The following is a 24374-nucleotide window of genomic DNA, read 5'->3' on the forward strand; positions in this document are numbered from 1 at the left end:
CTATTTTCGCCGGTACGGGACTCACAGACGAACAAAGGACGGTGGCGGTATGGACGAGGACCCGCTGTTCACCCCACTGGAGGTCGCGGGCGTCCACCTGAGGAACCGGATCGTCATGGCGCCGATGGGAACCGGGCTGGAACGCGACGGGCACATCACCGACGCGGTGGTCGCCTACTACCGCCGCCGAGCGGCCGGCGGGGTGGGAGCGGTCACGGTCGAGGCGCTGCTCGTCGATCCCGCCACCCGGGGCCCTGAGCCGCACATCCACAGCCGCGCCTACCTGCCCGGCCTGGCCCGCCTGGCCGAGGCGATCCGCGCCGAGGGCGCCGCGGCCGGAGCCCAGCTGATGCACCCGGGGCGCCAGGTGCTCACCGGCCGCAGGGTCGGCCCCTCACCGGTCCCGCTCAACTCGGTCTCGCCGGTGCCCGACGCGCTGAGCACCACCGAGATCGCCGAGATCGTCGACTACTTCGCCGAGGGCGCGGCACTCGCCCAGGAGGCCGGATTCGACTACGTCGAGGTCCACGGCGCGCACGGCTACCTCGTCTCCGACTTCCTGTCGCCGCTGGCCAACCAGCGCGACGACGCCTACGGCGGCTCCCTGGCCAACCGGGCCCGCTTCGCCCGCGAGGTGGCCCGCGCGATCCGGGCCCGCTGCCCCGACCTGCCGCTCTTCTACCGGTTGAGCGGGGAGGAGGCGCTGCCCGGCGGGACGACCGTCGACGACGCCGTCACCGTCGCCCGCTGGCTGGAGGAGGACGGCGTCGCCTGCCTGAGCATCTCCTCGGGCACCTGGAAGTCCCTGCACACCACCATTCCCCCGATGTGGGTGCCGCGCGGGCAGCTCGTGCCGCTGGCCGCCCGGGTCCGCCAGGCGGTCTCCGTCCCGGTCATCTCGGTCGGGCGGCTGCACGACCCCGCCAGTGCGCGCCGTGCGCTGCGCGAGGGCGCCGCCGACCTCGTCGCCATCGGCCGGGGGCTCATCGCCGACCCCGACTGGGCGAACAAGGTCGCCGCGGGACGGGAGGCGGACGTCCGCCCGTGCATCTCCTGCAACGCCTGTGTCGACCAGGTGGGCCCGGGCGGGGAGGTGGTGTGCACGGTCAACCCCGCCATCGGACGGGAGGAGGACTGGGCGGTCCGGCCCGCCGCCCGCTCCCGCAGGGTCGTCGTGGTGGGCGGCGGGCCCGCCGGGATGGAGGCGGCCCGGACCGCCCGCCAACGCGGCCACCGGGTGCTGCTGCTGGAGCGGTCCCCGCGGGTCGGCGGGAAGCTGGCAGTCGCGGCCAGCGCCCCCAGCAAGCACGAGGTGTTCCGGTTCCGCGACTGGCAGGAGCAGGAACTGCGGCGGCTGGGGGTGGAGGTGCGCACCGGCGTGGACGCCACCCCGGAACTGCTGCGCGCGGAGAAGCCCGACGCCGTCATCCTGGCCACGGGCGCGGCTCCCCTGCTGCCGCCCATCCCCGGGCTGGACCTGCCGCACGTCCACGACGCCCAGGAGTACCTGAACGGCCGCCGCCCGGTGGCCGCGGGCTCCCCGGTGGCGGTGCTGGGCGGCGGCGCCACCGGCTGCGAGACCGCCGAACTGCTCGTCGAGGCCGGAGCGAAGGTCACCGTCGTGGAGATGGCCTCGTCGGTGGGCCGGGGCATCGAGGCGATCACCCGCCGCTACCTGATCAAGCAGTTGCGGAAGCGGGGGGTGGAGTTCGTGACCGGGGCGCGCGTGGTGCGGGTCGGCCCCGGCGAGGTGGTCTACGAGTCGAACGGCGAGGAGCACTCCCTGGCGGCCGAGCACGTGGCCGTGGCGCTGGGCTGGCGCTCCCGCGCCGCCGACCTCGTCGACGCCCTGGCCGGCCACGAGGTCCACGTGGTCGGCGACGCGGACCGCCCCGCAGACTTCGTGGCCGCGGTCCGCTCGGGAGCGGAGGCGGGCCTGGCGGTGTGACCCCGGGCGGGAACACGTCGGCGGGGGTGTCCGGCTTCGGCCGGACACCCCCGCTCCGGTTCCACCGGTGCGGCCTGCTCAGCGGCGGTAGCCGTTGAGCAGGAGCTTCGCGATCTGTTCGGCCACCTCGTCGACCGAGAGCCGGCCCCTCGGGTCGAACCAGCGGTAGGACCAGATCGAAGCGCCCAGCAGGGTGGCCGTGGCGACCGACGGGTCGATGTCGAGCAGTTCCCCGCTGGCCACGCCCTCCGCGTAGAGACTGCGCATGACCTCGGTGTACTCGCGTTCCCGCTGGCGCATCTCCTTCTCCCGCTTGGGCGAGAGCAGACCGCGCTCGTTGTAGAAGACCGTGTTCGCGTCGAGGTTCCGCAGGATCGTCCGGGTGTGCTCGACGAGGAGGGCGTGGATGCGCTCTCCTGCGCTGCCCGGCCCGTCCGCGATGGCGCGGAACCGTTCCAGCGCCTCGTCCACGATGCTGTTCACGATCGCGAACAGCACGTCTTCCTTGCTCTTGAAGTAGTAGTAGATGGCCGGCTTCGTGAACCCGATACGGTCCGCGATGTCGTCCAACGACGTGACGTGGTAGCCCTTCTCGCGGAACAGCGCGGTGGCGACCTTGATGATCTGGGTGCGCCGGTCGTTTCCCGCCTGCCCCCGGGTGCGGCTCCGCCGCTTCTCTGGTGTTGCCCTAGCCATCACATGGTCCGAATCCGGGTTGTTCTGCCACGCCTACGTTGGTGCCGTTCCCGTACCGTCCGTCGATCGGGTGAACCGACACGGGGGCACCCTATCTGTCCTGGAAGCGAGGGGAGCGCCGCTCCTTGAACGCCGCCACGCCCTCCTGCTGGTCGTGGCTTCCGTGGAGAAGGGCGGTCGCCTCGACCGAGTAATCGTATCCCTCCGCACTGCCACGGTTGAGAATCCGCTTGGCCACCTGCAGCGCGAGGGCGGGTTTGGCCGCGATGAGGCCGGCCAGGCGCAGCGCCTCGTCGAGGTGCTGCCCCTCGGGGGTCACCGTGGTGACCAGTCCGGCGAGGCGGGCCTCCTCCGCGTTGAGCCGCTCACCGGTGAAGATCATGTGCTTCAGCCAGTGCAGGTTGGTGTTGGCGGGTCCGCGGACCACGCCGAGTCCGGGCATCAGGCCGACCGCCGCCTCGGGGGTGCCGAACTGGGCGGTGCTGTCGGCGACGACGATGTCGGTCACCATCGTCAACTCGCAGCCGCCGCCGAGGGCGAAGCCGTGCACGGCGGCGATCGTCGGCTTGGGGAAGGTCTCGAAGGCGCGGAACGCGGCGAAGGCGAGGTCCTGGTAACGGCGGCGGGCCGGGATGTCGTCGAGGCCCCCGAAGCCCTCGATGTCGCCGCCCGCGCAGAAGCAGCGCCCCGCACCGTGCACCACCAGCACCCGGACCCGGGGGTCCGCGGCGGCGTCCGCGAGCAGGCGCTGCAGGTCGGTCCAGAACTCGAACGGCAGCGCGTTGAGCTTCTCGGGACGGTCGAGGGTGACCACCGCCGCCGAATCCTTCACGGCCACGGCCAGCATGCCATAGCGCTCATCCATCACAACCCCCTAGATTACTTAACAGTAAGCCAAGAGCCAACGGCGGCCCGCCGCCCCGCCGGCGGCGACCCGGGCCCCGGCCGCGCGAACCCGCCGGTTCCTCGGTATTCTACTTACCGTTCATTAAAATACCAGTGTCCGTCGCCCCGAGGAGGCCGCTCGTGGAACCCTACGTCGCCCTGATGCGCCGCTACTGCGTCGACTACACGACCGCGCACGATCCGTCGGTCTGCGACGAGATCATGTCCGAGGACTACGAGATCACCATCTCCGGACGGTCCCTGGGGATGGCCGACTACCGCCGCGTGGTCACCACCACCTTCCGGCGCTTCCCCACGCTCATGCTCACCGTGCACGACATGGTGCTCTCCGGCGACCGTCTGGCCATGCGGTTCAGCGAACACGGCGCCCTCGGCACCGACGGCTCCCAGGTCGCGGTCTGGCCGGGCATCTCGCTCTACCGCTGGGACGGCGAACGGCTCCTCAGCTGCCGCGTGGAACAGGACTTCCTCGGCCGCGACGAGCAGGCCGCGTCCGACACCACCCGCCCCCTCGAAGCCCCCCACCCCGACCCGTGGGCGACCACCCGCGACGCTCCCCGCGCCGAGCGCGCCGAGAAGGCCCTGCGCTCCTGGCTGGACGGCGCCGTGGCCGACGGGGGCGACCTGTTCACCGCGCCGCAGGTGCGCCTGCTGGAGACCGGCACCACCCCCGGCCCGCTCCTGACCGGCCAGAGGGTGGTGGTCGACGACCTGTTCTCGGCCGGCGACCGGGTGGCCGCCGCGCTCACCGTGCACGGCGACTACGCGGGCGGGCTCCCCGGGGTGGCCGACGCCGCGCGGGGCGCCGCCGGCACCCTCGGGGCGACCCTGCTGGCCCGGGTCGACGGCGACGAGGTCGTCGCCGTCGACCTGGTCCGGGACCGCTGGGGACTGGTCAAGCGCCTGAACGCGGCGGTGCGGGACTGACCTGCTCCCGCGCCCAGGGGCCGTCGCCGTCGAGTTCGGGGGCGACGGCCCGGCGCACCTCGTGGCCCGCGAAGCGGATCGGGCAGCCGGGCTGCTCCACCGTCCACTCCTCCCCGGCGGTGACCACTCCGCCGCGGGACCGCAGGTGCGGGTCGGCCGCCGCCTCCGGGAGCGTCCGCACCGGCGAGACGCACACCTGCGCGTCGCCGAGCAGGTCCAGCCACTCCGCCAGCGGCCGTTGCGCGAAGACCGCGGCCAACTCGCCGATCGCGGTCGGGTCGGTCCGCCGGTCGGCCAGGTCGGGGCGGTCCAGCAGGGCCACCAGGCGCTCCCAGAACACCGGTTCCAGCGCGCCGACGGCGATGTGCCGCCCGTCGGCGCAGGCGTAGACCCGGTAGCAGGGCAGGCCGCCGTTGAGCGGCCCGCTCTGGTTCGCCCAGTCGGGGCCGCCCGCCAGGTGGGCGGACATGGGCAGGGCCAGCGCCCAGTGCGCCGCCTCGTACAGGGAGACGTCCACGTGGCTGCCGCGCCCGGTCGCCCTCGCCTGGAGGACTCCGGCGAGGACGGCGGTCGCCGCGAGCGACCCCCCGGTCATGTCGGCGGTGAGCACCGCCGACAGCGCCGGTCCGCTCTCCGCGCTCCCGGTGGTGCTGAGCACTCCCGCCTCGGCGCAGAAGTTGATGTCGTGGCCCGGCTCGTGCGAGCGCGGACCGTCCTGTCCGTAGCCGCTCAGCGACACGTAGACCACGGCCGGGTTGCGTGCGGCGAACTGAGCGTAGCCGACCCCGAGGCGGTCGGCCACCCCCGGCCGGAAGCTCTCCAGCACGGCGTCGGCCCGTTCGCCCAGCGCCAGTACCAGGGCGACGTCGTCGGGGTTCTTGAGGTCGAGCGCGACCGACCGCTTCCCCGCGTCGAGGAACTGGTGGACCGCCGAGACCCCGTCGGCGACCTCGGGCGCCTCGTGCCGCAGGTCGTCGCCGACCCCGGGCCGCTCCACCTTGACGACCTCGGCGCCGAGGTCGCGCAGCAGCCGGGTGCAGGACGCGCCCGGCAGCAGCCGGCTCAGGTCGAGGACGCGCACCCCCGCGAGGGGGCCGCCGCCGGTGCCGCTCACGCCGACTCCCCCTCCGGCTCGGTGAAGGGCGCGGGGCGCCGTGCCGCGTCCGCGAACCGGCCGCCCTCGGCCGCCAGGGCCTCCAGGGCCGCGCCGGCCGGGAACTCGGCTCCGCCCGCGGCCGCCAGGCGCTCGACGACGCGGGCCGCCCCCACCTCGTCCGCCCAGTGGAACGGGCCGCCCAGGGCCCGCGGGAACCCGATGCCCAGCACCGAGGCCACGTCGCCGTCGTCGGGGTGGCACAGGGTTCCGTCGTCCCAGCACAGGAAGCACTCGCTGGCGAAGGCCAGCAGCAGCCGCTCCCCCGCCGCCGCGGCGTCGGCGTCGACGGGCGCCACCCCGAGCACGTCCAGCACCTCGTCGTTGGGGCCGACGCGGCGCCCGTCCGCGTAGCGGTAGAAGCCGAGCCCCTGGCGGCGGCCCCGCACCCCCGCCTCCAGCAGGGTCTCCAGGGCCTTGCGGACGGCGGCGACGTCGATCCGGTCGGTCATCACGTTCTCGGCGACCTGGGTGATGCTGGCCTGCACCACCAGTTCGACGCCGGCCTCGTCGTGCGCCTGGAGCGGGCCGACCGGAAAGCCCACGGCCTTCGCGGCCGAGTCGACGACCCCGGGGCGCACCCCCTCCAGCAGCAGCCGCACCCCCTCGATCAGCCAGCGCGCGTACACCCGGGAGGTGAAGAAGCCGGGGGCGTCGCCGACCACCACCGGGACCTTGCCCAGCCGGCGGCCGAGCGCGGCGGCGCGGGCCAGGGTCTCGGCGGAGGTGCCCTCGTGCGGGATCAGTTCCACCAGCGGCATCCGCTCCACCGGGCTGAAGAAGTGCATGCCCAGGAAGCGCTCGGGGGCGCGCACCGAGGCGGCCAGGGAGCGGATGGAGATCGCGGAGGTGTTGGTGGCCAGCAGGGTCTGCTCGCCCACCAGGCCGCTCACCGTGGTGAGGATCTCGTTCTTCAGTTCGGGCAGTTCGAACACGGCCTCGACGACGGCGTCGGTCTCGGCGAACCCGTCCCAGCCGGTGGTGCCGCGCCACCGCTCGGCGCGGGGGTCGGCTCCGTCCTCCGGGGCCGAGCGCGCCAGCACCCGGTCCAGGTAGGCGCGGGAGCGGTCCAGCGACTCGGCGGAGACGTCGCGCACCAGTGCGCTCAGGCCGCGCGACACGGCGGTGGCGGCGATGCCCGAGCCCATCTGGCCGCCGCCGACGACGCCGAGCCGCTCGGCGCGGCCGTCCGCGCCCCGGCTGCGCCGCTTGATGTCGGCCTCGGCCTGGAACAGGTGGATGGCGGCCCGGGCGCGGGGCGAACGGAGCAGCGCGAGGAAGCTGTCGCGTTCGGCGGCCAGGCCCGCCTCGATGCCCTCGGTGATGCCCACCGCCAGGCAGTCCAGGATGCGTTCGACCGCCGGGGTGAGGCCCGCGCGGCTGTTCGCCCGCTCCTCGCGGACCCGCGCCACCAGCGCCGCACCGGCCTCGGCGTCGTGGGAGCGCCCGGTCCGCGACCGCGGGTCGGCGACCAGCCGCGCGGCGTGCCGCAGGGCCGCCTCCAGCAGGCCGTCGGCCGCGACGACCTCGGTGACCAGCCCCCTGTCGCGGGCCTGGTCCGCGTTCAGGCGCCCTCCGCTGACCAGGAGCTCCACCCAGTCCTCGGTGGCGACCCAGCGGCCCAGCAGCTGGGTTCCGCCGCCGCCGGGCAGCAGTTCCAGGGTGACCTCGGGCAGGCCGACGACGGCCTCGGGCACGGCGACGATCGCGTGCGCGGCGAGGACCAGCTCCAGCGCCCCGCCGAAGGCCGCGCCGTTGAGGGCGGCCACGACCGGCTTGGGGGAGCGGACGACGCGCAGCATCAGGTCGTGGACGCCGGCCAGGAACTCCGCGGCGTCGGGGCGCGCCGCCAGTTCGGGAAGCCAGGAGACGTCGGCTCCGGCTCCGAAGGAGCCCTTCTTGGCGGAGGTGAGGACCAGGGCGTCGATCGAGTCGTCGTCCAGCACGGCAGTGAAGTGGCGGCCGAGGTCGCTCAGCACCCGCTCGTCGACGACGTTCATGGAGCGGTCGGGGTGGTCGAGTTCGAGGACCGCCACCCGGTCGTGGTCGCGGCTGCGGATGGTGTCGGGCAGTGGGCGGTGCGTCACTTGGTCTCCACTCTGGGAAGGCCTGCCGGGGCAGGACACGGACGGGGGCGCTCCGGGGCTGCGGGTCACAGCCCGAGGGAGCGCCCGATGATCTCCTTCATGACCTCGGTGGTCCCGGCGTAGATGGTCTGGATGCGGCTGTCGGCCCAGGCCCTGGCGATCGGTGATTCGAGCATGTAGCCGTAGCCGCCGTGCAGCTGCACGCCGCGGTCGACGATCCGCTGGCACAGTTCGGTCGTCCACCACTTGGCCTGGGCGGCGTCGACGGCGTCCAAGGTCCCCTCGGCGTGGGCGAGCAGCAGCCGGTCGAGGTAGGCCTGGGCGATGTCGGTCTCGGTCTTCATCTCGGCGAGCACGAACCGGTTGTGCTGGAAACGGCCGATGGGCTGGCCGAAGGCCTGGCGCTGCCTGGCGTACTCCAGGGTCAGCTCGTAGGCGCGGCGGGCCTGCGCGGTGGCCTGGACGGCGACGGCGATCCGCTCCTGGGTGAGGTGGCCCATGATCATGTAGAAGCCGCGCCCCTCTTCACCGAGCAGGTTGGCCGCGGGGACCCGCACGTCGTCGAAGAACAGTTCGGCGGTGTCGGCGGCGTGCTGGCCGACCTTGGGCAGCTTCGCGCCCCGGGAGAAGCCGGGGGTGTCGGCCTCGATGACGAGCAGGCTGATCCCCTTGCGTCCGGCCGCGGGGTCGGTCTTGACGGCGGTGATGACCAGGTCGGCGCTGAGCGCGTTGGTGATGAAGGTCTTGGCGCCGTTGACGACGTAGTGGTCGCCGTCGCGGACCGCGGTCGTGGTGATCGCGGCGACGTCGGAGCCGGCGCCGGGCTCGGTCATGGCCAGGGCGAGGATGCGGCGCCCCGCGACGACGTCGGGCAGCCAGCGCTCGGCCTGCTCCGGGGTGCAGTGGTCCAGCAGGTAGGGCAGGGCGATGTCGGCCTGCAGGGACAGGCCCAGTCCGACGGCGAGCACGTCGGCCTCGGCCAGGCACTCCGACAGGATCGCGTTGTAGCGGAAGTCGGGGGTTCCGCCGCCGCCGTAGCGCTCGGGGGCGGCGATGCCGAGGAAGCCCGCCTCTCCGGCGGCTTCGAACAGGGAGCGGTCGACGATGCCGGCCTCCTCCCAGCGCGCCCGGTGCGGAACGACCTCTCTGGCGACGAACTGTCGGACGCTCTCGCGGTACAGCTCGTGGTCCTCGGTGAACACGGATCGCTCCATCGAAGGCACCCCCGGAATCGGCGCAGAACACAGCATCTTTACTTACTAAATGGTAAGTCGAATGATATGGTCGGTGCAACCGTCGGTGATGGGCTCCGCCCGGACAACGCTGATCCGCACCCGACCGGCCCGCCGGTCCGTACTCACGAGTAGGGACACCCATGTTCGATGCCGTCCTGATCGCCAACCGCGGCGAGATCGCCGTCCGTGTCATCCGTGCCTGCAAGGAGCTCGGCATACGTTCGGTCGCCGTCTACAGCGAGGCCGACCGTGCGGCCCCGCACGTCCGGCTGGCCGACGAGGCGCACCTGCTGGGCCCCGCCCCGGCCGCGGAGAGCTACCTGCGCACCGACCGGATCATCGACATCGCCCTGGCCGCCGGTGTGGACGCGATCCACCCCGGCTACGGCTTCCTCTCCGAGAACGCCGAGTTCGCCCGTGCCGTGGCCGACGCCGGACTCGTCTTCGTCGGCCCGTCCCCCGAAGCGATCGAGAGCATGGGTGACAAGCTGACCGCCCGCCAGGCCGCGATCGCCGCCGACGTGCCGGTCGTCCCCGGGACTCCGGAGGCGGTGACCGATGTCGGGACCGCGCTCGCCTTCGGCGAGGAGCACGGCTACCCCGTGGCGGTGAAGGCCATGTTCGGCGGCGGCGGACGCGGTCTGAAGGTGGTCCGGTCCGCCGAACAGATGCGCGAGGCCCTGGAGGCGGCGCAGCGCGAGGCCGCCGCCGCTTTCGGCAACGGTGCCTGCTACCTGGAGCGCTACCTGGAGCGCCCCCGCCACATCGAGGTCCAGATCCTCGGCGACCTCGACGGCACCGTCATCCACCTCGGTGAACGCGACTGCTCGCTGCAGCGGCGGCACCAGAAGCTGGTGGAGGAGGCGCCCGCACCGGGACTGGCGCCCCACGTGCGCGAGCAGATGGCGCAGGCCGCGGTCCGCCTCGCCCGGAAGATGGGCTACCACAACGCCGGGACCTGCGAGTTCCTGCTGGACGCCGACGGCGAGACGTTCTACTTCCTGGAGATGAACACCCGGCTCCAGGTCGAGCACCCGGTCACCGAAATGGTCACCGGCGTGGACCTGGTCCACCAGCAGCTGCGGATCGCCGCGGGGGACGGCATGGGGCTCACCCAGGACGACGTGCGCCCGCGGGGGCACGCGATCGAGGTGCGCATCAACGCCGAGGACCCGTCGGCCGGCTTCCTGCCCACGCCGGGCCGCATCGACGTGCTGCGCGCCCCGCAGGGGCCGTGGGTGCGCCTGGACACGGGCGCCGAGTCCGGGTACGAGGTGCCGCGCGAGTACGACTCGATGGTCGGCAAGCTGATCGTGTGGGGCGAGGACCGCGACACGGCCCGCAGGCGCATGCGGCGGGCGCTCGACGAGACGGTCCTCACCGGGATCGAGTCCACGCTGCCGTTCCACGCCCTGGCCATGGAGCACGAGCAGTTCGCGGCCGGGACCCACGCCACCACGTCGGTGGAGGCCGAGTGGGACCTGTCCGAGCTGCCGGAGCGCCCCGAGGCCGCGGAGCCCGCCGCCGCGGCCCCCGCCGCGCCCGCGCTGCGGAGCCGCGAGGTCGAACTGCTCCTCAACGGCGTGCCCACCCTCATCACGGTCTACGGCGCCCCCGTGGAGAACGGGACCGCAACCGCCTCCCGGAGCGGGCGCAGGCGCTCCGGCCGCGCCGGGGGCGGAGCGGGCGGCGGTGCGGACTCCCCGGAGCTGCGCGCCCCCATGCAGGGCACCGTGATCAAGTACGCGGTCGAGGTCGGCGACACCGTCTCCCCCGGCGACCTCGTCGCCGTCGTGGAGGCGATGAAGATGGAGACCCCCGTGGTCGCCCGCCGCGCGGGAACCATCACCCACATCGGCTTCTCCGCCGGCGACGCCGTGGAGTCGGGCGCGGTGCTGGCCCGGATCGAGGACGCCGCCCGGTAGCCCCCCGGGCCGCGCGTCTCCTCCGGCCGTCCGGCGCGGGGCGCACGGCCCGCACCGGACGGCCCGTCTGCGCCGATCCGGCCGGACACACCCGCCAATTTTACTTACCGTAAAGTACATTCAGGACGCCCGCACCCGAGGGCGGCGACGGGAGGCCCTGCGACCGCGCGCCGCCCACCGACCCACCCCGCCCCGCCGCGACGCGGCCGGGCACACACCAGCGACCAACCGTTTGATCCACAGGAGGCCATGATGGGCATGATGAGCGGCCGTGAGGTCGTGATCGTGGAGGCCGTGCGCACCCCGATCGCACGCGGACACCGCGAGAAAGGAGACTTCCGCGACCTGCACCCCAACGAACTGCTGGGCACGGTCTACCGCGAGGTGATCAACCGCGCGGGTATCGACGCCGCCCTCGTCGACGACGTGGTCGCCGGCTGCGTGCAGCAGATCGCCGAGCAGTCCTTCAACATCGGCCGCACGGCCTGGCTCCAGGCCGGACTGCCGATCGAGACCCCGGCCACCACCGTGGACCGCCAGTGCGGATCCGCCCAGCAGGGCGTGAACTTCGCCGCCGCGCAGATCGCCTCCAGCGTCGCCGACATCGCCATCGGCGCCGGGGTGGAGAGCATGAGCCACGTCCCCTTCTCCGTCGGCACCGAGACCCAGAAGCTGTTCGGCACGCCCTACCCCAAGGAGTTCCTGGACCGCTACAACGTGGTCGGCCAGGGGCTGGGCGCGGAGATGATCGCCGACCAGTGGGACATCGACCGCACCGAACTGGACGAACTCTCCGTGCGCTCCCACCGGCTGGCCCACCAGGCCACCACCGAGGGCCGCTTCGACCGGGAGATCGTCGCCGTCGAGACGCCGCACGGCACCGTCACCAAGGACCAGGGCATCCGCCCCGAGACCTCGCTGGAGGCGCTCGCCAAGCTGAAGCCCGCGTTCAAGCCCGACGGCAAGATCACCGCCGGCAACAGCTCCCAGATCTCCGACGGCGCGGCGGCCGTGCTGCTCGCCGAGGCGAACCGGGCCCGGGAGCTGGGCCTCACCCCGCGCGCCCGCATCCTCGACCAGACCACCGTCGGCTGCGACCCGGTGAAGATGCTGGAGGGCCCGATCCCCGCCACCCGCAAGATCCTGGAACGCTCCGGCATGTCCATCGACGACATCGACCTGTTCGAGGTCAACGAGGCGTTCGCGCCGGTCATCGCCGCCTGGCAGCGCGAACTCAAGCCGGACATGGACCGGGTCAACGTCAACGGCGGCGCCATCGCGCTGGGCCACCCGCTCGGCTCCACCGGCGCCCGCCTCATCACCACCCTGCTGCACGAACTGGAGCGCTCCGACAAGGAGATCGGCCTGGTCACCATGTGCTGCGGCGGCGGTATCGGCACCGCCACGCTGATCCAGCGCATCTGACCGCACGGGGTACCCGGGGGACCGGACGCCCCGGTCCCCCGGCGCCGGGCACCCTCCCTCTCACACCGCGTCGGGGCCCGTCCCGCGGCCGTGGGACGGGCCCCGACGTGTGTGCTCAGCGCCGACTGCGCGGACGGGAGCGCCCCCGCGATCCTCCCCACCGGTCGGCCCCGCGTCGCGCAGGACCGCTCCAGGACCGCGGGGGCGGCTCCCCGCGCCTCAGTTCTCGACCAGGGCCGCCTCGCCGAGGAAGGCCCGCAGCACCGAGGCGTTGGAACGGGCGTCGGTGACCGGGCCGCTGTAGACGACCTCGCCCCGGGCCATGGCGACGACCTCGTCGGCCACGTCCATGCCGGTCTCGGCGTTCTGCTCGACCATGAGGATGCCGATCCCGGCGTCGGCGAGCACCCGCACACTGGACAGCACCGACTCGACCATCGCCGGGGCCAGGCCCATCGACGGCTCGTCCAGCAGCATGTAGCGGGGACGGGCCAGGAACGCGCGCCCGAACGCCAGCATCTGCTGCTCTCCGCCGGAGAGCAGCCCGGCCGCGCTGTCGCGGCGCTTCTTCAGGACCGGGAACATCGTGTACACCTGCTCCAGGCCCTCGGCGAACGTGCTCCTGGCCGCGGTGTAGGAGCCGAGCAGCAGGTTCTCGTACACGCTGAGGGGGGCGAAGACCCGCCTCCCCTCGGGCACGAGGACGACTCCGCGGCGCACCACGCGGTGGGCCGGGTGCCGCTCCAGGCGCTCCCCGTCGAGGAGCACCTGCCCGGAGGCCGGCGGGTGCAGCCCGGTGACCGCGCGCAGCGTCGTGGTCTTGCCCGCCCCGTTCGCCCCCAGGACGAGGGTCACCCGGCCGGGGTCGACCGACATGCCGACCCCCCGGACCGCTTCGACCTTGCCGTAGTTGACGTGGAGGTCCTTGATCTCAAGCATGGTCCCGCCATTTCTTGCCGAGGTAGGCCTCCTGGACCCGCGGGTCGCGCACGACCTCGGCGGGCGGTCCCTCAGCGATCAGCACCCCGAAGTTCATCGCGAAGACGTGGTCGCAGGTGTCCACCATCATCTGCACGTCGTGCTCGACGAGGAGCTGGGTCAGCCCCTCCGCACGCAGTTCGCGCAGCAGCCGCGAGATCTCGGCACGCTCCTTCTGGTTCATGCCGGCGGTCGGCTCGTCCAGGAGCAGCAGCCGCGGGTCCATCGCCAGCGCACGGGCGATCTCCACCCGCCGCTGGGTGCCGTACGACAGCTCCTGCGGCCGCAGATCGGCCACGTCGTCCAGCCCGGTGCGCCGGATCGCCGTGTCGACCGCCTCCGAGGTGTCGGTCCTGCGCGGCCGCCGCGCCCACGGGAGGGCGGACCCGGCGTCCTGCCGCGCGTCGGCGCCGAGCTGGATGTTCTGCCGCACGGTCAGGTGCGGCAGCAGCCGCACGGTCTGGAAGGTGCGGGCGATCCGCATCCGGGCGACCTGGGACGGGGGTGCGTCGTGGAACTCGGCCCCGTCGAAGACCAGGGTGCCCCGGGTCAGCGGGGTGAGGCGGGTGATCGCCCCCAGCAGGGTGCTCTTCCCCGACCCGTTGGGCCCCATGATCCCGAAGATCCGGCCCTCGGTGAGGCGTATCGTCAGTCCGTCGACCGCCTTGACCCCGCCGAAGTGGACGGCGACGTCGCGGGCCTCCAGGACCGCGCCCCGGGCCGTCTCGGTGGTCTGTGCGCTCATGGCTCCGCCACACCCTCTCCGACCGTCCTCAGTTCCGGGGCTCCGGTCTGCGGGCCGGAGCGGTCCGCTCCGGAAGGAGCCTTGCGGCGGCCCACCCGGTAGCGGTACTTGGCGTCCGACCACACCCCGTAGAGCCCTCCGGGCATCCAGATCGCCGCGGCGGCGACGAGGGCCCCGTAGACGACGTGCTCCCACTTGCCGACCACGGCGAGCAGTTCCGGAAGCCAGGTGAACACGACCGCGCCGATGAGCGCGCCCTTCCACGACCGGATGCCACCGACGATGATCATGGTCAGCGCCAGGATCACCAGCGAGAAGCCGATGTCGACGGGGGTGATCGTGGTACGGGCCAGCAGGTTCATCGCCCCCGCGCAGCCGCCGAGGAGCCCGCTCGCCGCGAAGGCGGCGAGCCGGTAGGCGCGGACGTTGATCCCGACCGCCGCGGCGAGTTCGGGGTCTTCGCGGACCGCTTCGATGCGGCGGCCGACCCGGCCGAACTCGGTCAGGGCGACCAGGAGCAGCGCGGCGACCGCGATCACGTAGATGTGCCCGGAGGTGAAGTCGCTGATGGCGCCGAACCTGCCGGTGGGCCCCCCGGTCAGGTCGCCCCCGGCGGTCGCGGCCACCGAGACGATGAGGCAGAACGCGATCGTCGCCATACCGAGGTAGAGCCCGTCGAGCTGCTGCACGAGCAGGCCCAGCAGGACGCTGACGACCAGGGACACGGCCATGGCCGCGGCGATGGCCGCCAGCGCCGGGAAGCGGTGGTCGATGACCAGGATCGCCGCCAGGTAGGCGCCGAGCCCGTAGCTTCCGGCCCCGGTGAACGAGAAGACGCCCATCCGCATCGGGAACTGGATGCTCAGTGCCAGGACCAGCCCGATGAACGTGTTCTGGACCAGGATCAGGTTTGCGCCGTACCAGCCGCTCATGTGCGTCGCACCGCCTTCTTGCCGAAGAGCCCGGCGGGTCGCAGGAGGAGGACCGCGAAGATCAGGCTGAACGAGATCGCATCGCCCCACAGGCCGCCGAAGTTCGTGAGCACGAGTGTCTCCGCGAATGCCAGGGCGAACGCGCCGACGGCCACCCCCGCCGTGCTGCCGACACCGCCGAGGATGATGCAGGCGAAGGCCTTGATGATGAGCGTCTCACCGCTTTCCGGGGTGAGCGCGCCCACGTAGAAGGTGTAGAGGACGGCGGCGAGGCCGGCGAGGCCGCCCGCCACCGCCATGGTGGCGATGGCGAACCTCCTGCGGTTCACGCCCATCATCGACGCGACCTCGGCGTCCACACCGATCGAGCGCAGTGCGAGCCCCTGCCGGGAGTGGCGCAGCCACAGTGCGATGGCCGTGGTCAGGACCGCGGCCGCGACCACGATCAGGACCTGCAGGTCACTGACGCGGAGGTCGCCGACCACGTGGATGGTCGGCTGGAAGCTGCTCTGGGTGAAGCCGAACGGGTTGCTCCTGGTCTCGTACTGGGCGAGGGCCAGCGGGATACCCGCGATACCGATCCCTCCGATGAGGATCTGCATTTCAGCCGTCCGGTGGTCCTTGGCCCACCTGGTGATCTGCTCGAAGGCGACCACGTGCACCAGGACCGAGAGCAGCGCGCCGACGGTGACGCCCAGCGCAACGAGTGCGGTCAGGGACAGCGGGGACTGGGCGAGCACCAGGTAGCCCACGAACGCGGCGAACATGAAGATCGATCCGTGAGCGAAGTTGAGGATGCCGATGCTTCCCCAGGCCAGGCTCATCCCCAGGGCGAACATCAGGTAGATCGAGCCGAGCGTCACAGCACCCAGAAGGTCCTGCAGCATGGTCCCTCCTCTCCACGCGGGGGGATGGGGAAGGGGGGCGGGGGGACGCCGGGGCGTCCCCGCCGCGTGGTGTCCGCATGATGGCCCTACTCCTCGACGTCGGACGCGTAGTAGAGGAGCTTCTCGCCGTCGGCGGTCTTCTCGACGACCACCCCGGGGACGTCGAGGATGCGGTCGGTGAAGGTGAGGTCCTCACCCAGCGCGCCGGTCCACGGCTCGGCCGCGATCTCGTCGAGCGCCTTCTGGATGTCCTCGCGGTTGGCGCTGTTGGCCCGCTTGAGCGCCCTGGCGAAGAACCAGGCCGCGTCGTAGCTGTCCGCGGAGTTGAACATGGGGTCCTCCCCGTACTCCTCGCGGAAGGCCTCGGTGAACTTCCGGCTGGCCTCGTACTCCATGGAGGGGTGGTAGCCGACGGGCCACACCATTCCGGCGCCGTCCTCGCCTGCGGGGTCCAGGACCCCGGAGGCCGCGGCGGCGCTGCCGAGCACGGCTCCCTCATATCCGGCCTGGCGCAGCTGGGTCATGGCCGTCGGGTTGGCCGCACCGATGAGAAGGACGGCGACACCGTCGGGGTCGTCCTTGAGCAGCTGCGAGATGGGTGCCGTGAAGTCCTGGGTGCTGCCCTGGGTGGCGACGGAGCTGACGACCTCGATGCCCAGCTCCTCAGCCATGGCGGGCAGGGTCTCCTCGCCGATCATCTCCAGGCTGGGGGTGGCGGCGGTGTAGAGGATGCCCATCGTCTTCCACCCCTGCTCCTTCATGAACTTGGAGAGGATGGGGTAGTAGACGTTCATGGTGGGGGTGAGGCGGAAGGTGTACTCGCCGATCACCACGCCGTCGCTTCCCGCCTGGGTGAAGATGATCGGCATCTTGCTGTTCTGCGCGATCGGCGCCTGAGCCACCGCCGACTCGCTCTGCACGGCACCGAAGACCGCCGAGACGCTGTCGTCGGTGATCGCCTTGGTCAGTTCGCTCGCCGCGGTCTGCGAGTCTCCGGCGGTGTCGACCTCCTCCATCTCGATCGTGGTGTCGCCCAGGAATCCGGACTCGTTGATCTCCTTGATGGCGAGGCGGTGGCCCTCGTCGGCAGCGATACCGTTCTGCGCGGCGGGCCCGGTGACCGGGTTGGTCGACACGACGCGGACCACCGGCGGCGGGCCGTCCCCGCTTTCCGGCCCGGCTGCGCCGCCGCCCTCACCGCTTCCGCACGCGCTGGCGGCGAGCAGAGCTCCGACCACGGCGACCACTGATACCGGACGCCACCACGGCAGCTTGTTTGCGTTCATCAGCCCTCCGGCCACGTTGGAAAGACCACAAGTCAGGTGCCTGTTGGCCGAACAGTCACTTACTTACCGGTCAAACAGCAACCAGGGTCACATCCCAGTTCAAGAGGGCTGCCGGAGAAGTTCGCAAATTGACCCACCTGTTCCGCTGCAGGTCGGCGGCGTAGAGCCGCCGCTGGAGCGCAGCGCGACGGCCTGCCTCCCCTGCGTGCCCGGGGACGGGGCCGCAAGCAGCCGGGGCGGTGGACCCGCGGAGCCGCGGGTCCACCGCCCCGGTGAGGCAGCACGTCCGGTCCGCTCAGCCGACCTCGTCGACGACGACCTCCGCCGTCCCGGACACCAGCCGCTGCCCGTCGTCCCGCCGCAGCCACACGTCGCAGACGGCGACCCGGACCCCGCCGTCGTCGCGCACCTCGGTGACCTCCCCGCCGGCCTCCACCCGGTCCCCGGCGAAGACGTTGGCCTCGAAGCGCACGCGCACCCGGCGTATCGCCGCGGGGTCGCCCACCCACTCCAGCAGCATGTTGACGATGTACCCGAGGTTCGCCGGCCCCTGGTTGACCACCCGGTCCCCCAGGCCCAGCGCCCGCGTGGCCTCAGGGTCGAAGTGGATGGGGTTGGGGTCGCGCATGAGCGCCGACATCGTCTTCATACGGGCCGCCTCGACCCGCTCCAGCCGCCACGGGGGAATCCGGAACCCCGGCGCTACCGTGCCCATTCACGACCTCCGCGGGAAGACGTAGGTGTTGGTGAGGAAGGCCACCGCCGCCCCCTGCTCGTCGCGGATCGCCGTCTCCACCCGCATGAGGTCGAAGACTCCGCTCCTGCCCCTCTTGCGGACCAGGTCGACGACCCGTGCACTCCCCCGCAGGGTCTCGCCCACCCGCAGGGGACGGACCTGCCTCAGGTCCGTCTCACCGATCATCGGACCGTCCTCCGGGCGGCAGTGGACCAGGTCGAGCAGGGAGGCGATGTCGAAGCCCACCCCCCGCATGCCGGCGTGGAAGACGTACGTGGGGTGCAGTACGCCCTCGGGGAGGGGAGGCGAGCAGAGCACGTCCGACATGAGCCACGACTCGTAGGGAGGCACGCTGAAGCTCCCCCCGGGCAGCTCCTTGCCGACCAGCCGCTCCCTCAGTTCGTCGATGTCGACCACGTACCCCTCCGCCTCACCGGGTCCACCTCGCACCGCGGGGCGCCCGCCGGCGGTCCGGGGCCGGCCCCGGACCGCCGGCGGGCGGCTCCCGTCCGGGATCGTCACCGCGGCCACTCCCGCACCACCCGCTCGGTGCGGCCTCCCCAGGCGATCTCGATGGCCCGGGCCACCACCTCCCGGGTCTGGGCGGGTTCGATCACGTCGTCCAGGGACAGGTGCGCGGCGGCCTCCCACGGCTCGGACTCGGCCAGCCACTCCTTGGTCAGCTCCTCGACCAGTGCGTCGCGGGCGGCCACGCCCTGCTCGGCGCGGACCTTCTCCATACGGCGCCGGTAGACGGTGCGGATGCCGGCTTCGGGGGCCATGAAGCCGAGTTCCGCCGAAGGCCAGGCGAACAGGAAATCCGGGTGGGTGGGACGGCCCCCCATCGCGAAGTGCCCGCCGCCGTAGGCCTTGCGGATCACCACGCCGACCTTGGGCACCCGTGCGGTGGTGATGCGGGAGACCAGCGACTCGTAGCCGCGCAGCACGCCGCCGCGCTCGGCCTCCCGGCCGATCATCAGTCCGGGCACGTCGTGGAGGAACAGGAGCGGGATGTTGTAGGTGTCGCACAGGTCGACGAAGGCCCGTTCCTTGGCCAGGGCCTGCGGGTCGAGCGCACCGGCGCGGACGATCGGCTGGTTGGCGATGACGCCCACCGGTTTTCCTTCGATCCGGGCGAGCACGGTGATGACGCTGGCCCCCCAGGCCGCACCCCACGGGAAGATGGTCTGGGCGTCGACGATCGCCTCGATGACGTCGTTCATGTCGTAGCCGGAACGGCTGCCGACCGGGACGATGTTCTCCAGCTCGCTCGGCGGGACCGCCGGGTCGACCGCGGGAGCCACGGGGGCGGGCTGTGCGGCGTTGGACGGCAGGTAGGACAGGAACGCGGCGATGGCGTCCATGGCCGCCTGCTCGTCCTCGACGACCATGTGCACGTTGCCGACGTCCTGGACGGCCTCGGGTCCGCCCAGCTCCTCGTCGCTGATCTCCTCGCCGAGCGCGGCCTCGACCACCGAGGGGCCGGACAGCGCGAGCGAGCTGTCGCGCTTCATCACGACGAAGTCCGCGGTGGAAGCGTGCAGTGCGGAGTCGCCGTAGGAGGGGCCGAGCACGGCCGCGGCACGCGGCACCGGCGGCTCGGTCTCCCGCGGACCGAGGAAGGTCGCGAAGTCGAGCGGGAGCCCGGAGAAGCGCCAGCCCATCACGTCGGGCATCCGCCCGCCGTCGGCGTCGCACAGCAGCACGAGGGGGAAGCCGTAGCGCTGCGCCTGCTCGATGACCCGCCCCTGCTTGCGCATGCTGGTGGGGGCGGTGGTCCCGGCCAGGACGCTGGCGTCGATGCCGATCAGGCCGACCCTGCGTCCGTCGATCGTGCCGAATCCGGTGACCACGGCGTCGCCGGGCACCGGCTTGTGGATCCGCCGCTCGGGCAGGCCCAGGCCGCCCGTCTCGAAGAACGAGCCGGGGTCGAGGATCATGTCGATGCGCTCGCGCACCGGCAGCCGACCGGAGGCGCGGTGCTTGGCGAGTCCTTCTTCTCCCCCCATCCGCAGCGACTCCTCGCGCCGCCGCCGCAGCTCCTCGATGCGCTGTCGCATCGTGACCTCGGCTGTGGACTCACCGCCGTCAACCATCGGCCGTTCCTCCTTACGCATCGGGCGTCATTGGCTCCGGGGGAGCCCTCATGCCGATGAATTTACCATACGGTCAGTAAAATAAAAAAGTGCCGATCACCCCGAGAAGCCGAAAAAATCCCCTCCTACCTCGACAAATACGAAGAGGGGGCCTTCTGGACGGCGCTTTCACCATCCACCCCGGAGAACAGAACACGCCCCCGGAGGACTGGGTCGCCCTCCGGGGGCGTCGGGGCCGTGTCCGCGCCGGGCGGACGCACTCGGTGCCGCCTAGAAGGAGCGCGGCAGCCCGAGACTCTCGCCGATGTAGTTGCGGGCCATCTCGTTGCTGATCGGGCCGATGCGCAGCAGCCGCACGTCACGCCAGTAGCGCTGCATGTCGTACTCCATCGAGTAGCCGTAGCCGCCCAGCAACTGGATGCCGAAGTCGGCCGCTTCCACGGCGTACTCGGCGGCCAGGCACTTGGCCATGGTCGCCTCCACGCCGCACGGCTTCCCGGCGCGCTCCAGCCAGGCCGCGCGGTAGGTGTGCATCCGCGCTGTCTCCAGCTTCATCGCGATGTCGGCGATACCGTGCTGGATCGCCTGCATCGCGCCGATCGGCTTCCCGAAGGCGTGCCGCTGCTTGGCGTACTCCACGGCGTCCTCCAGCACCCCCTGCAGGATGCCGGTACACATCGCCGCCACCATGATCCGCTCGCTGTTGAGCGAGGCCAGGATCTGTGTCCAGCCGTTGTCCACCTCGCCGATCACGTCCTCGTCGGGGACGAACACGTCCTCGAAGGCCACCTCGCACGACTGCACCGAGCGCATGCCGAGCTTGGGGATGGGCCTGGCCGTCAGCCCCGGGGACCCGCCCCGGACCAGGAAGGCCGTCAGGCCGCGGGACGGCTTGTCCGCTTCGGAGGTGCGGGCCACCACCATGATCCGGTCGGCGGTGTTCGACATGGTCGACCAGATCTTGGTGCCGTTCAGCACGAACCCGCCGTCGACCCGGGTGGCCCGGGTCCGCATGGCGCGCAGCACGTCGGTGCCGCCGCCCGGTTCGGTCAGGGCGAAGGCGAACCTCGTCTCCCCCTTCGCGATCGAGGGCAGCAGTGCCCTCTTCTGCTCGTCCGTGCCGAAGGTGCTGACCGCCTTGGCGCCCGACCACACCGTGACGCCCCAGGCCCAGGCCAGCCCAGCCAGGGAACGGGACAGCTCCTCGCAGACGATCACCTGGTCGATCAGGTCACCGCCCTGGCCGCCGTACTCCTCGGGGATGCCGATGCCGTTGAGCCCGGCCTCGGCGATCCGCCGCGTCAGTTCGTAGGGGAACTCCTCCGCCGCCTCCCACTCGCGGGCCGCGGACTTGGGGCACTCCCGCTCCACGAACTCGCGCACGGTCTGGCGGAGCAGCTCCTGCTCCTCGGTGAGCTCGAAGTTCAGCCCCGTACCAGCCATCGTCCTCGCCCTCTTTCCACTGCCTGGTTCACCGTGTCCGCCCGACTGACGCGGACTGCTCGGCCTGCTCCGCGAGGAAGCGTTCACGGAGTTTGAACTTCTGGATCTTCGTGGTGGACATGGGCCACTCGTCGCCCTTGACGAAGCGGACTGCCCGCGGCACCTTGAAGGAGGCGATCCTGCCCCGGCAGTGCTCGATCAGCTCCTCCTCGGTGGCCTCCCGGCCGTCGTGCAGCTCCGCGTAGACGACCGGCACCTCGACCAGACGGGGGTCGGGCACACCGATGGCCTGGGCGAGCTTGACCGCGGGGTGGGTGCCGATGTGGGCCTCGATCTCGGCAGGGGCCACGTTCTCCCCGCCGACCTTCATCATCTCCTTGATCCGCCCCAGGAACATGACCTGGCCGTGCTCGTTCACGGTCCCGTAGTCGCCGATGCGGATCCACCCGTCCTCCAGGACCGCCTCGGCGGTCTTCTCGGGGTCCCCGTAGTAGCCGGAGAAGGTGTTGTAGCCGCGGATGTGCAGCTCTCCCGGCTCGTTGGGGCCGAGCACCGTGCCGTCGGGCCCGACCACGCGGATCTCCACCCCGGGCTGGACCGTGCCGCACCCGTAGAGCCGCTGTTCCTCGCTGTCGGTGACCCGGTTGAAGCTCGCCGGGCCGCACTCGGTCGCGCCGTAGGTGGTCAGCTGCACGGCGTGCGGGGCGAACTTCTGGAACTGCTTGAGCGTCTCGGGCGGGGCGACGTTGAGGTAGGCCTTGACCGAGCTGAGGTCGGTCTCGGGGAAGCGGGGGTGGGTGAGCATCGCCTGCATGATCGGCGGATAGGTCGGGTACAGCAGGGTGGCCCGCTCCTCCTCGATCTGCTTCAGGGAGCGCTCGGCGTCGAACCAGGCGTCGGTGATGAAGGTCCCCCCGTGGCCGAGGGTGAAGGTCAGCGGCCCCAGCGCGGCGACGTGGAACAGGGGCAGCGGGTCCCAGAAGCGGTCCTCTTCCGTCATCCCGAAGCAGCGCCCGGTACTCATCCAGATGCGGATGAACGCCTCGTGGGTCAGCATCGCGCCCCGGGGCTCGCTGGTGGTCCCCGAGGTGTAGAGGATCATCATCAGGTCCCGCAGTGCCACGCCGGAGCAGGAGCGTGCCAGCTCGTCGGCGTCCGCCCGTTCCGCCATGGCGCGGAACTCGGCCCCGGTGACCAGCCCCGGCTGGGGCCCGTCGGCCAGGGTGACCACCGCCCGCAGCTCCGGGAAGTCGGGGAGGTCCAGGCGGGCCGGGTCGGAGGCCTCGCCGAGTCCGGGGAGGCCGTCCCTGAGCAGCTGGGCGAAGTCGGTACGGGGTCCGCAGTCGGTGGTGATGACCGCGCTCAGATCGGCGTCCTTGACCAGGAACTTCAGTTCGCTCGTGCGGTAGCGGGCGTTGATGGGGACGACGACCCCGCCCATCATCGCGATCCCGAAGAGGCTGGAGACGAGGTCGGGGTGGTTGGTCATGAGGATGCCGACGTGCTGCCGGGGGCGGATGCCCAGTCCGCGCAGCGAGCGCGCGATGCTCCAGGCGCGGTCGGCGAGCTCGCGGTAGGTGATGCGGCGGTCGGGGAAGACGACGGCCTCCTTGTCCGGCCACCTCCGGGCGCCCCGCAGGAGCAGCTGCCCCATGGGGAGTATCTCCTCAGCGAGCGCCACCGCCGCGTGGCCTGCTTCTGCCGCTGTCTCCTGACCCCATCCCTGCGTGATCTGAGGTTGCCCCATCAGAACGCTCCCTTTCGCCGGGTCCCGGAGGTCAGCCGGACCCCCTGCTTTCTCCTTCGGCCGGTCCACGATAAGCAGATAACCATCCGGTTGATTATCAACGTCATATGTGATGCGGGACACGGAAAGATCCGTGTGCCGCGCTGCCCGTCGGCTCAGGAAGAGAGCGGCGCGATCACCTCTTCGCCGAAGCGGGCGATCGCCTCCAGCGTGGCCTCGTGTCCGGGGCCGCCCGGCTGCCGCATCCGCAGCGCGATGTACTCGCACCCGGTGATCTCGGCCCACTGCTTGACTTCCTCGCGGATGTCGGCGCCGCTGCCGTAGAGGAACCGCCCGGGAGCAACGAGCTCGGGGGTGAAGTCGCTGCGGTCGCGCACCTCGTCCACCCAGGGTTCGAACTCGCGCAGGTAGGTGCCGACGTTGAAGTACAGCCGGTGCACCGCCATCGCGCTGGGCAGCCAGGTCTTCTCGCAGTCGGCGCGCGAGTCCCCGATCCAGCCGTCCCGGAACAGGGCGACCTTCGGGGTGCGCCCCGCCGCCCGGGCGCTCTCCCGGTAGCGCTCGGCCAGCTTGGCGATGACGTCGACGTGCCGCTGCGGGTCGGCGAGCCAGACGTCGGCCTGTTCACCGGCGAGCTTCAGCCCGCGGGGACCGTGGGTGCCCATCCAGATCTCCGGCGCGCGGTCGCCGTAGGGCGCGGGGGTCACTTGACCGGTGTATCCGTGCAGGTCGAAGGGTTCGCTGCGCCACGCCGCACGCACCACGTCCAGCATCTGGACGAGTCTGCGGAACCGGCTCTCCCGCGGCACCCCGTAGAGGGCGAAGTCGGGGACCTGGTGGGCGACCCCCAGACCGAGGAGGGCGCGTCCCTTGGTGAGCCAGCTCAGCATGATCAGGTCCTCGGCCACCCGGACCGGGTGGTGCAGCGGGCCGGCCAGTACGGCCTGACCCACCCGGATGCGCTGGGTGCCCTCCACCAGCGCGGCACCGAGGAGCTGGGGGGACACCAGTCCGCCGCCCCGCGCCGAGTGGAACTCGGGGAGGAAGAAGGCGTCGAACCCCGCGGCATCAGCCGCGGCCACCTCCGCCCGCAGTTCATCCAGGAGGACGTCGAGGGGTGTGCCGACACTCTGGATCGGCAGGATGATTCCAAACCGCATGGCCGCCTCCGACCGAGGTGGACCAGCGAGCACCGCCCACCTCTGACAACGTGATGGAAGAG

At 71.8% G+C, this 24374-nt stretch carries 20 protein-coding genes; 4 read left to right on the forward strand and 16 right to left on the reverse strand.

The genetic code is table 11. The features are described 5' to 3' along the window. The first annotated feature begins 49 nt into the window (after positions 1-49). Positions 50-1948, forward strand: coding sequence for an oxidoreductase (locus FOF52_RS14940; RefSeq protein WP_248590571.1), 1899 nt, complete (start codon positions 50-52; stop codon positions 1946-1948). Between the two features lie 78 nt (positions 1949-2026). Here FOF52_RS14940 and FOF52_RS14945 read toward each other — a convergent pair whose 3' ends face one another. Beyond that, positions 2027-2644 (reverse strand): TetR/AcrR family transcriptional regulator, encoded by a 618-nt coding sequence (locus FOF52_RS14945; RefSeq protein ID WP_248590572.1) that lies wholly within the window; start codon positions 2642-2644, stop codon positions 2027-2029. Positions 2645-2735: 91 nt separating this feature from the next. Then, positions 2736-3509, reverse strand: a complete 774-nt coding sequence (locus FOF52_RS14950; RefSeq protein ID WP_248590573.1) for an enoyl-CoA hydratase/isomerase family protein — start codon at positions 3507-3509, stop codon at positions 2736-2738. 161 nt (positions 3510-3670) lie between these two features. Here FOF52_RS14950 and FOF52_RS14955 point away from each other — a divergent pair, with 161 nt between their 5' ends. Beyond that, positions 3671-4477, forward strand: coding sequence for an ester cyclase (locus FOF52_RS14955; RefSeq protein WP_248590574.1), 807 nt, complete (start codon positions 3671-3673; stop codon positions 4475-4477). Here FOF52_RS14955 and FOF52_RS14960 read toward each other — a convergent pair. The 3 genes from FOF52_RS14960 to FOF52_RS14970 form a co-directional block, all read right to left on the reverse strand. Next, complete coding sequence (locus tag FOF52_RS14960) at positions 4446-5591, reverse strand: CaiB/BaiF CoA transferase family protein (RefSeq protein ID WP_248590575.1); 1146 nt, start codon at positions 5589-5591, stop codon at positions 4446-4448. The genes FOF52_RS14955 and FOF52_RS14960 overlap by 32 nt on opposite strands. Next, complete coding sequence (locus FOF52_RS14965; RefSeq protein ID WP_248590576.1) at positions 5588-7717, reverse strand: 3-hydroxyacyl-CoA dehydrogenase NAD-binding domain-containing protein; 2130 nt, start codon at positions 7715-7717, stop codon at positions 5588-5590. The genes FOF52_RS14960 and FOF52_RS14965 overlap by 4 nt, the downstream gene beginning before the upstream one ends. 65 nt (positions 7718-7782) lie before the next feature. Then, positions 7783-8931, reverse strand: a complete 1149-nt coding sequence (locus tag FOF52_RS14970; RefSeq protein ID WP_248590577.1) for an acyl-CoA dehydrogenase family protein — start codon at positions 8929-8931, stop codon at positions 7783-7785. A 161-nt stretch (positions 8932-9092) separates the two neighbouring features. Between FOF52_RS14970 and accC the strand changes: the two genes are divergently transcribed. Together accC and FOF52_RS14980 are read left to right on the forward strand one after the other, a co-directional pair. Continuing rightward, positions 9093-10877: an acetyl-CoA carboxylase biotin carboxylase subunit gene (accC, locus tag FOF52_RS14975; protein ID WP_248590578.1), complete on the forward strand. Its 1785-nt coding sequence runs from the start codon at positions 9093-9095 to the stop codon at positions 10875-10877. A 249-nt stretch (positions 10878-11126) separates the two neighbouring features. Beyond that, positions 11127-12302 carry a thiolase family protein gene (locus FOF52_RS14980; protein WP_248590579.1) on the forward strand — a complete coding sequence of 392 codons (1176 nt, stop codon included), beginning with the start codon at positions 11127-11129 and terminating at the stop codon, positions 12300-12302. Between the two features lie 219 nt (positions 12303-12521). Here FOF52_RS14980 and FOF52_RS14985 read toward each other — a convergent pair whose 3' ends face one another. From FOF52_RS14985 to FOF52_RS15035, 11 genes are all read right to left on the reverse strand, one after another. Then, positions 12522-13241: an ABC transporter ATP-binding protein gene (locus FOF52_RS14985; RefSeq protein ID WP_248590580.1), complete on the reverse strand. Its 720-nt coding sequence runs from the start codon at positions 13239-13241 to the stop codon at positions 12522-12524. Then, entirely contained in the window at positions 13234-14025 is a 792-nt protein-coding gene (locus tag FOF52_RS14990) for an ABC transporter ATP-binding protein (RefSeq protein ID WP_248590581.1), read from the reverse strand. Before FOF52_RS14990 ends, FOF52_RS14985 begins: the two co-directional genes overlap by 8 nt. Further along, a complete protein-coding gene (locus FOF52_RS14995) occupies positions 14022-14957 on the reverse strand; it encodes a branched-chain amino acid ABC transporter permease (RefSeq protein ID WP_248590582.1) in 936 nt (311 codons plus the stop codon). The genes FOF52_RS14990 and FOF52_RS14995 overlap by 4 nt, the downstream gene beginning before the upstream one ends. Next, positions 14954-15844 carry a branched-chain amino acid ABC transporter permease gene (locus FOF52_RS15000; protein ID WP_248590583.1) on the reverse strand — a complete coding sequence of 297 codons (891 nt, stop codon included), beginning with the start codon at positions 15842-15844 and terminating at the stop codon, positions 14954-14956. Before FOF52_RS15000 ends, FOF52_RS14995 begins: the two co-directional genes overlap by 4 nt. A gap of 86 nt (positions 15845-15930) precedes the next feature. Continuing rightward, entirely contained in the window at positions 15931-17130 is a 1200-nt protein-coding gene (locus FOF52_RS15005; RefSeq protein WP_248590584.1) for an ABC transporter substrate-binding protein, read from the reverse strand. 295 nt (positions 17131-17425) lie between these two features. Then, positions 17426-17845, reverse strand: a complete 420-nt coding sequence (locus FOF52_RS15010; protein ID WP_248590585.1) for a MaoC family dehydratase — start codon at positions 17843-17845, stop codon at positions 17426-17428. Continuing rightward, the gene (locus FOF52_RS15015) at positions 17846-18283 is read right to left on the reverse strand and encodes an FAS1-like dehydratase domain-containing protein (RefSeq protein ID WP_248590586.1); all 438 of its coding nucleotides are present in this window, start codon (positions 18281-18283) and stop codon (positions 17846-17848) included. A gap of 101 nt (positions 18284-18384) precedes the next feature. Next, positions 18385-19962 (reverse strand): acyl-CoA carboxylase subunit beta, encoded by a 1578-nt coding sequence (locus FOF52_RS15020; RefSeq protein ID WP_248590587.1) that lies wholly within the window; start codon positions 19960-19962, stop codon positions 18385-18387. A gap of 270 nt (positions 19963-20232) precedes the next feature. Further along, on the reverse strand, positions 20233-21405 hold the full coding sequence (locus FOF52_RS15025; RefSeq protein WP_248590588.1) for an acyl-CoA dehydrogenase family protein: 1173 nt from the start codon (positions 21403-21405) through the stop codon (positions 20233-20235). A gap of 28 nt (positions 21406-21433) precedes the next feature. Next, positions 21434-23059 carry a class I adenylate-forming enzyme family protein gene (locus tag FOF52_RS15030; RefSeq protein WP_248590589.1) on the reverse strand — a complete coding sequence of 542 codons (1626 nt, stop codon included), beginning with the start codon at positions 23057-23059 and terminating at the stop codon, positions 21434-21436. A gap of 248 nt (positions 23060-23307) precedes the next feature. Continuing rightward, on the reverse strand, positions 23308-24312 hold the full coding sequence (locus FOF52_RS15035; RefSeq protein ID WP_248590590.1) for an LLM class flavin-dependent oxidoreductase: 1005 nt from the start codon (positions 24310-24312) through the stop codon (positions 23308-23310). Positions 24313-24374: the final 62 nt, after the last annotated feature.

The organism is Thermobifida alba (assembly GCF_023208015.1).
GTDB classification, from domain to species: Bacteria; Actinomycetota; Actinomycetes; order Streptosporangiales; family Streptosporangiaceae; genus Thermobifida; species Thermobifida alba.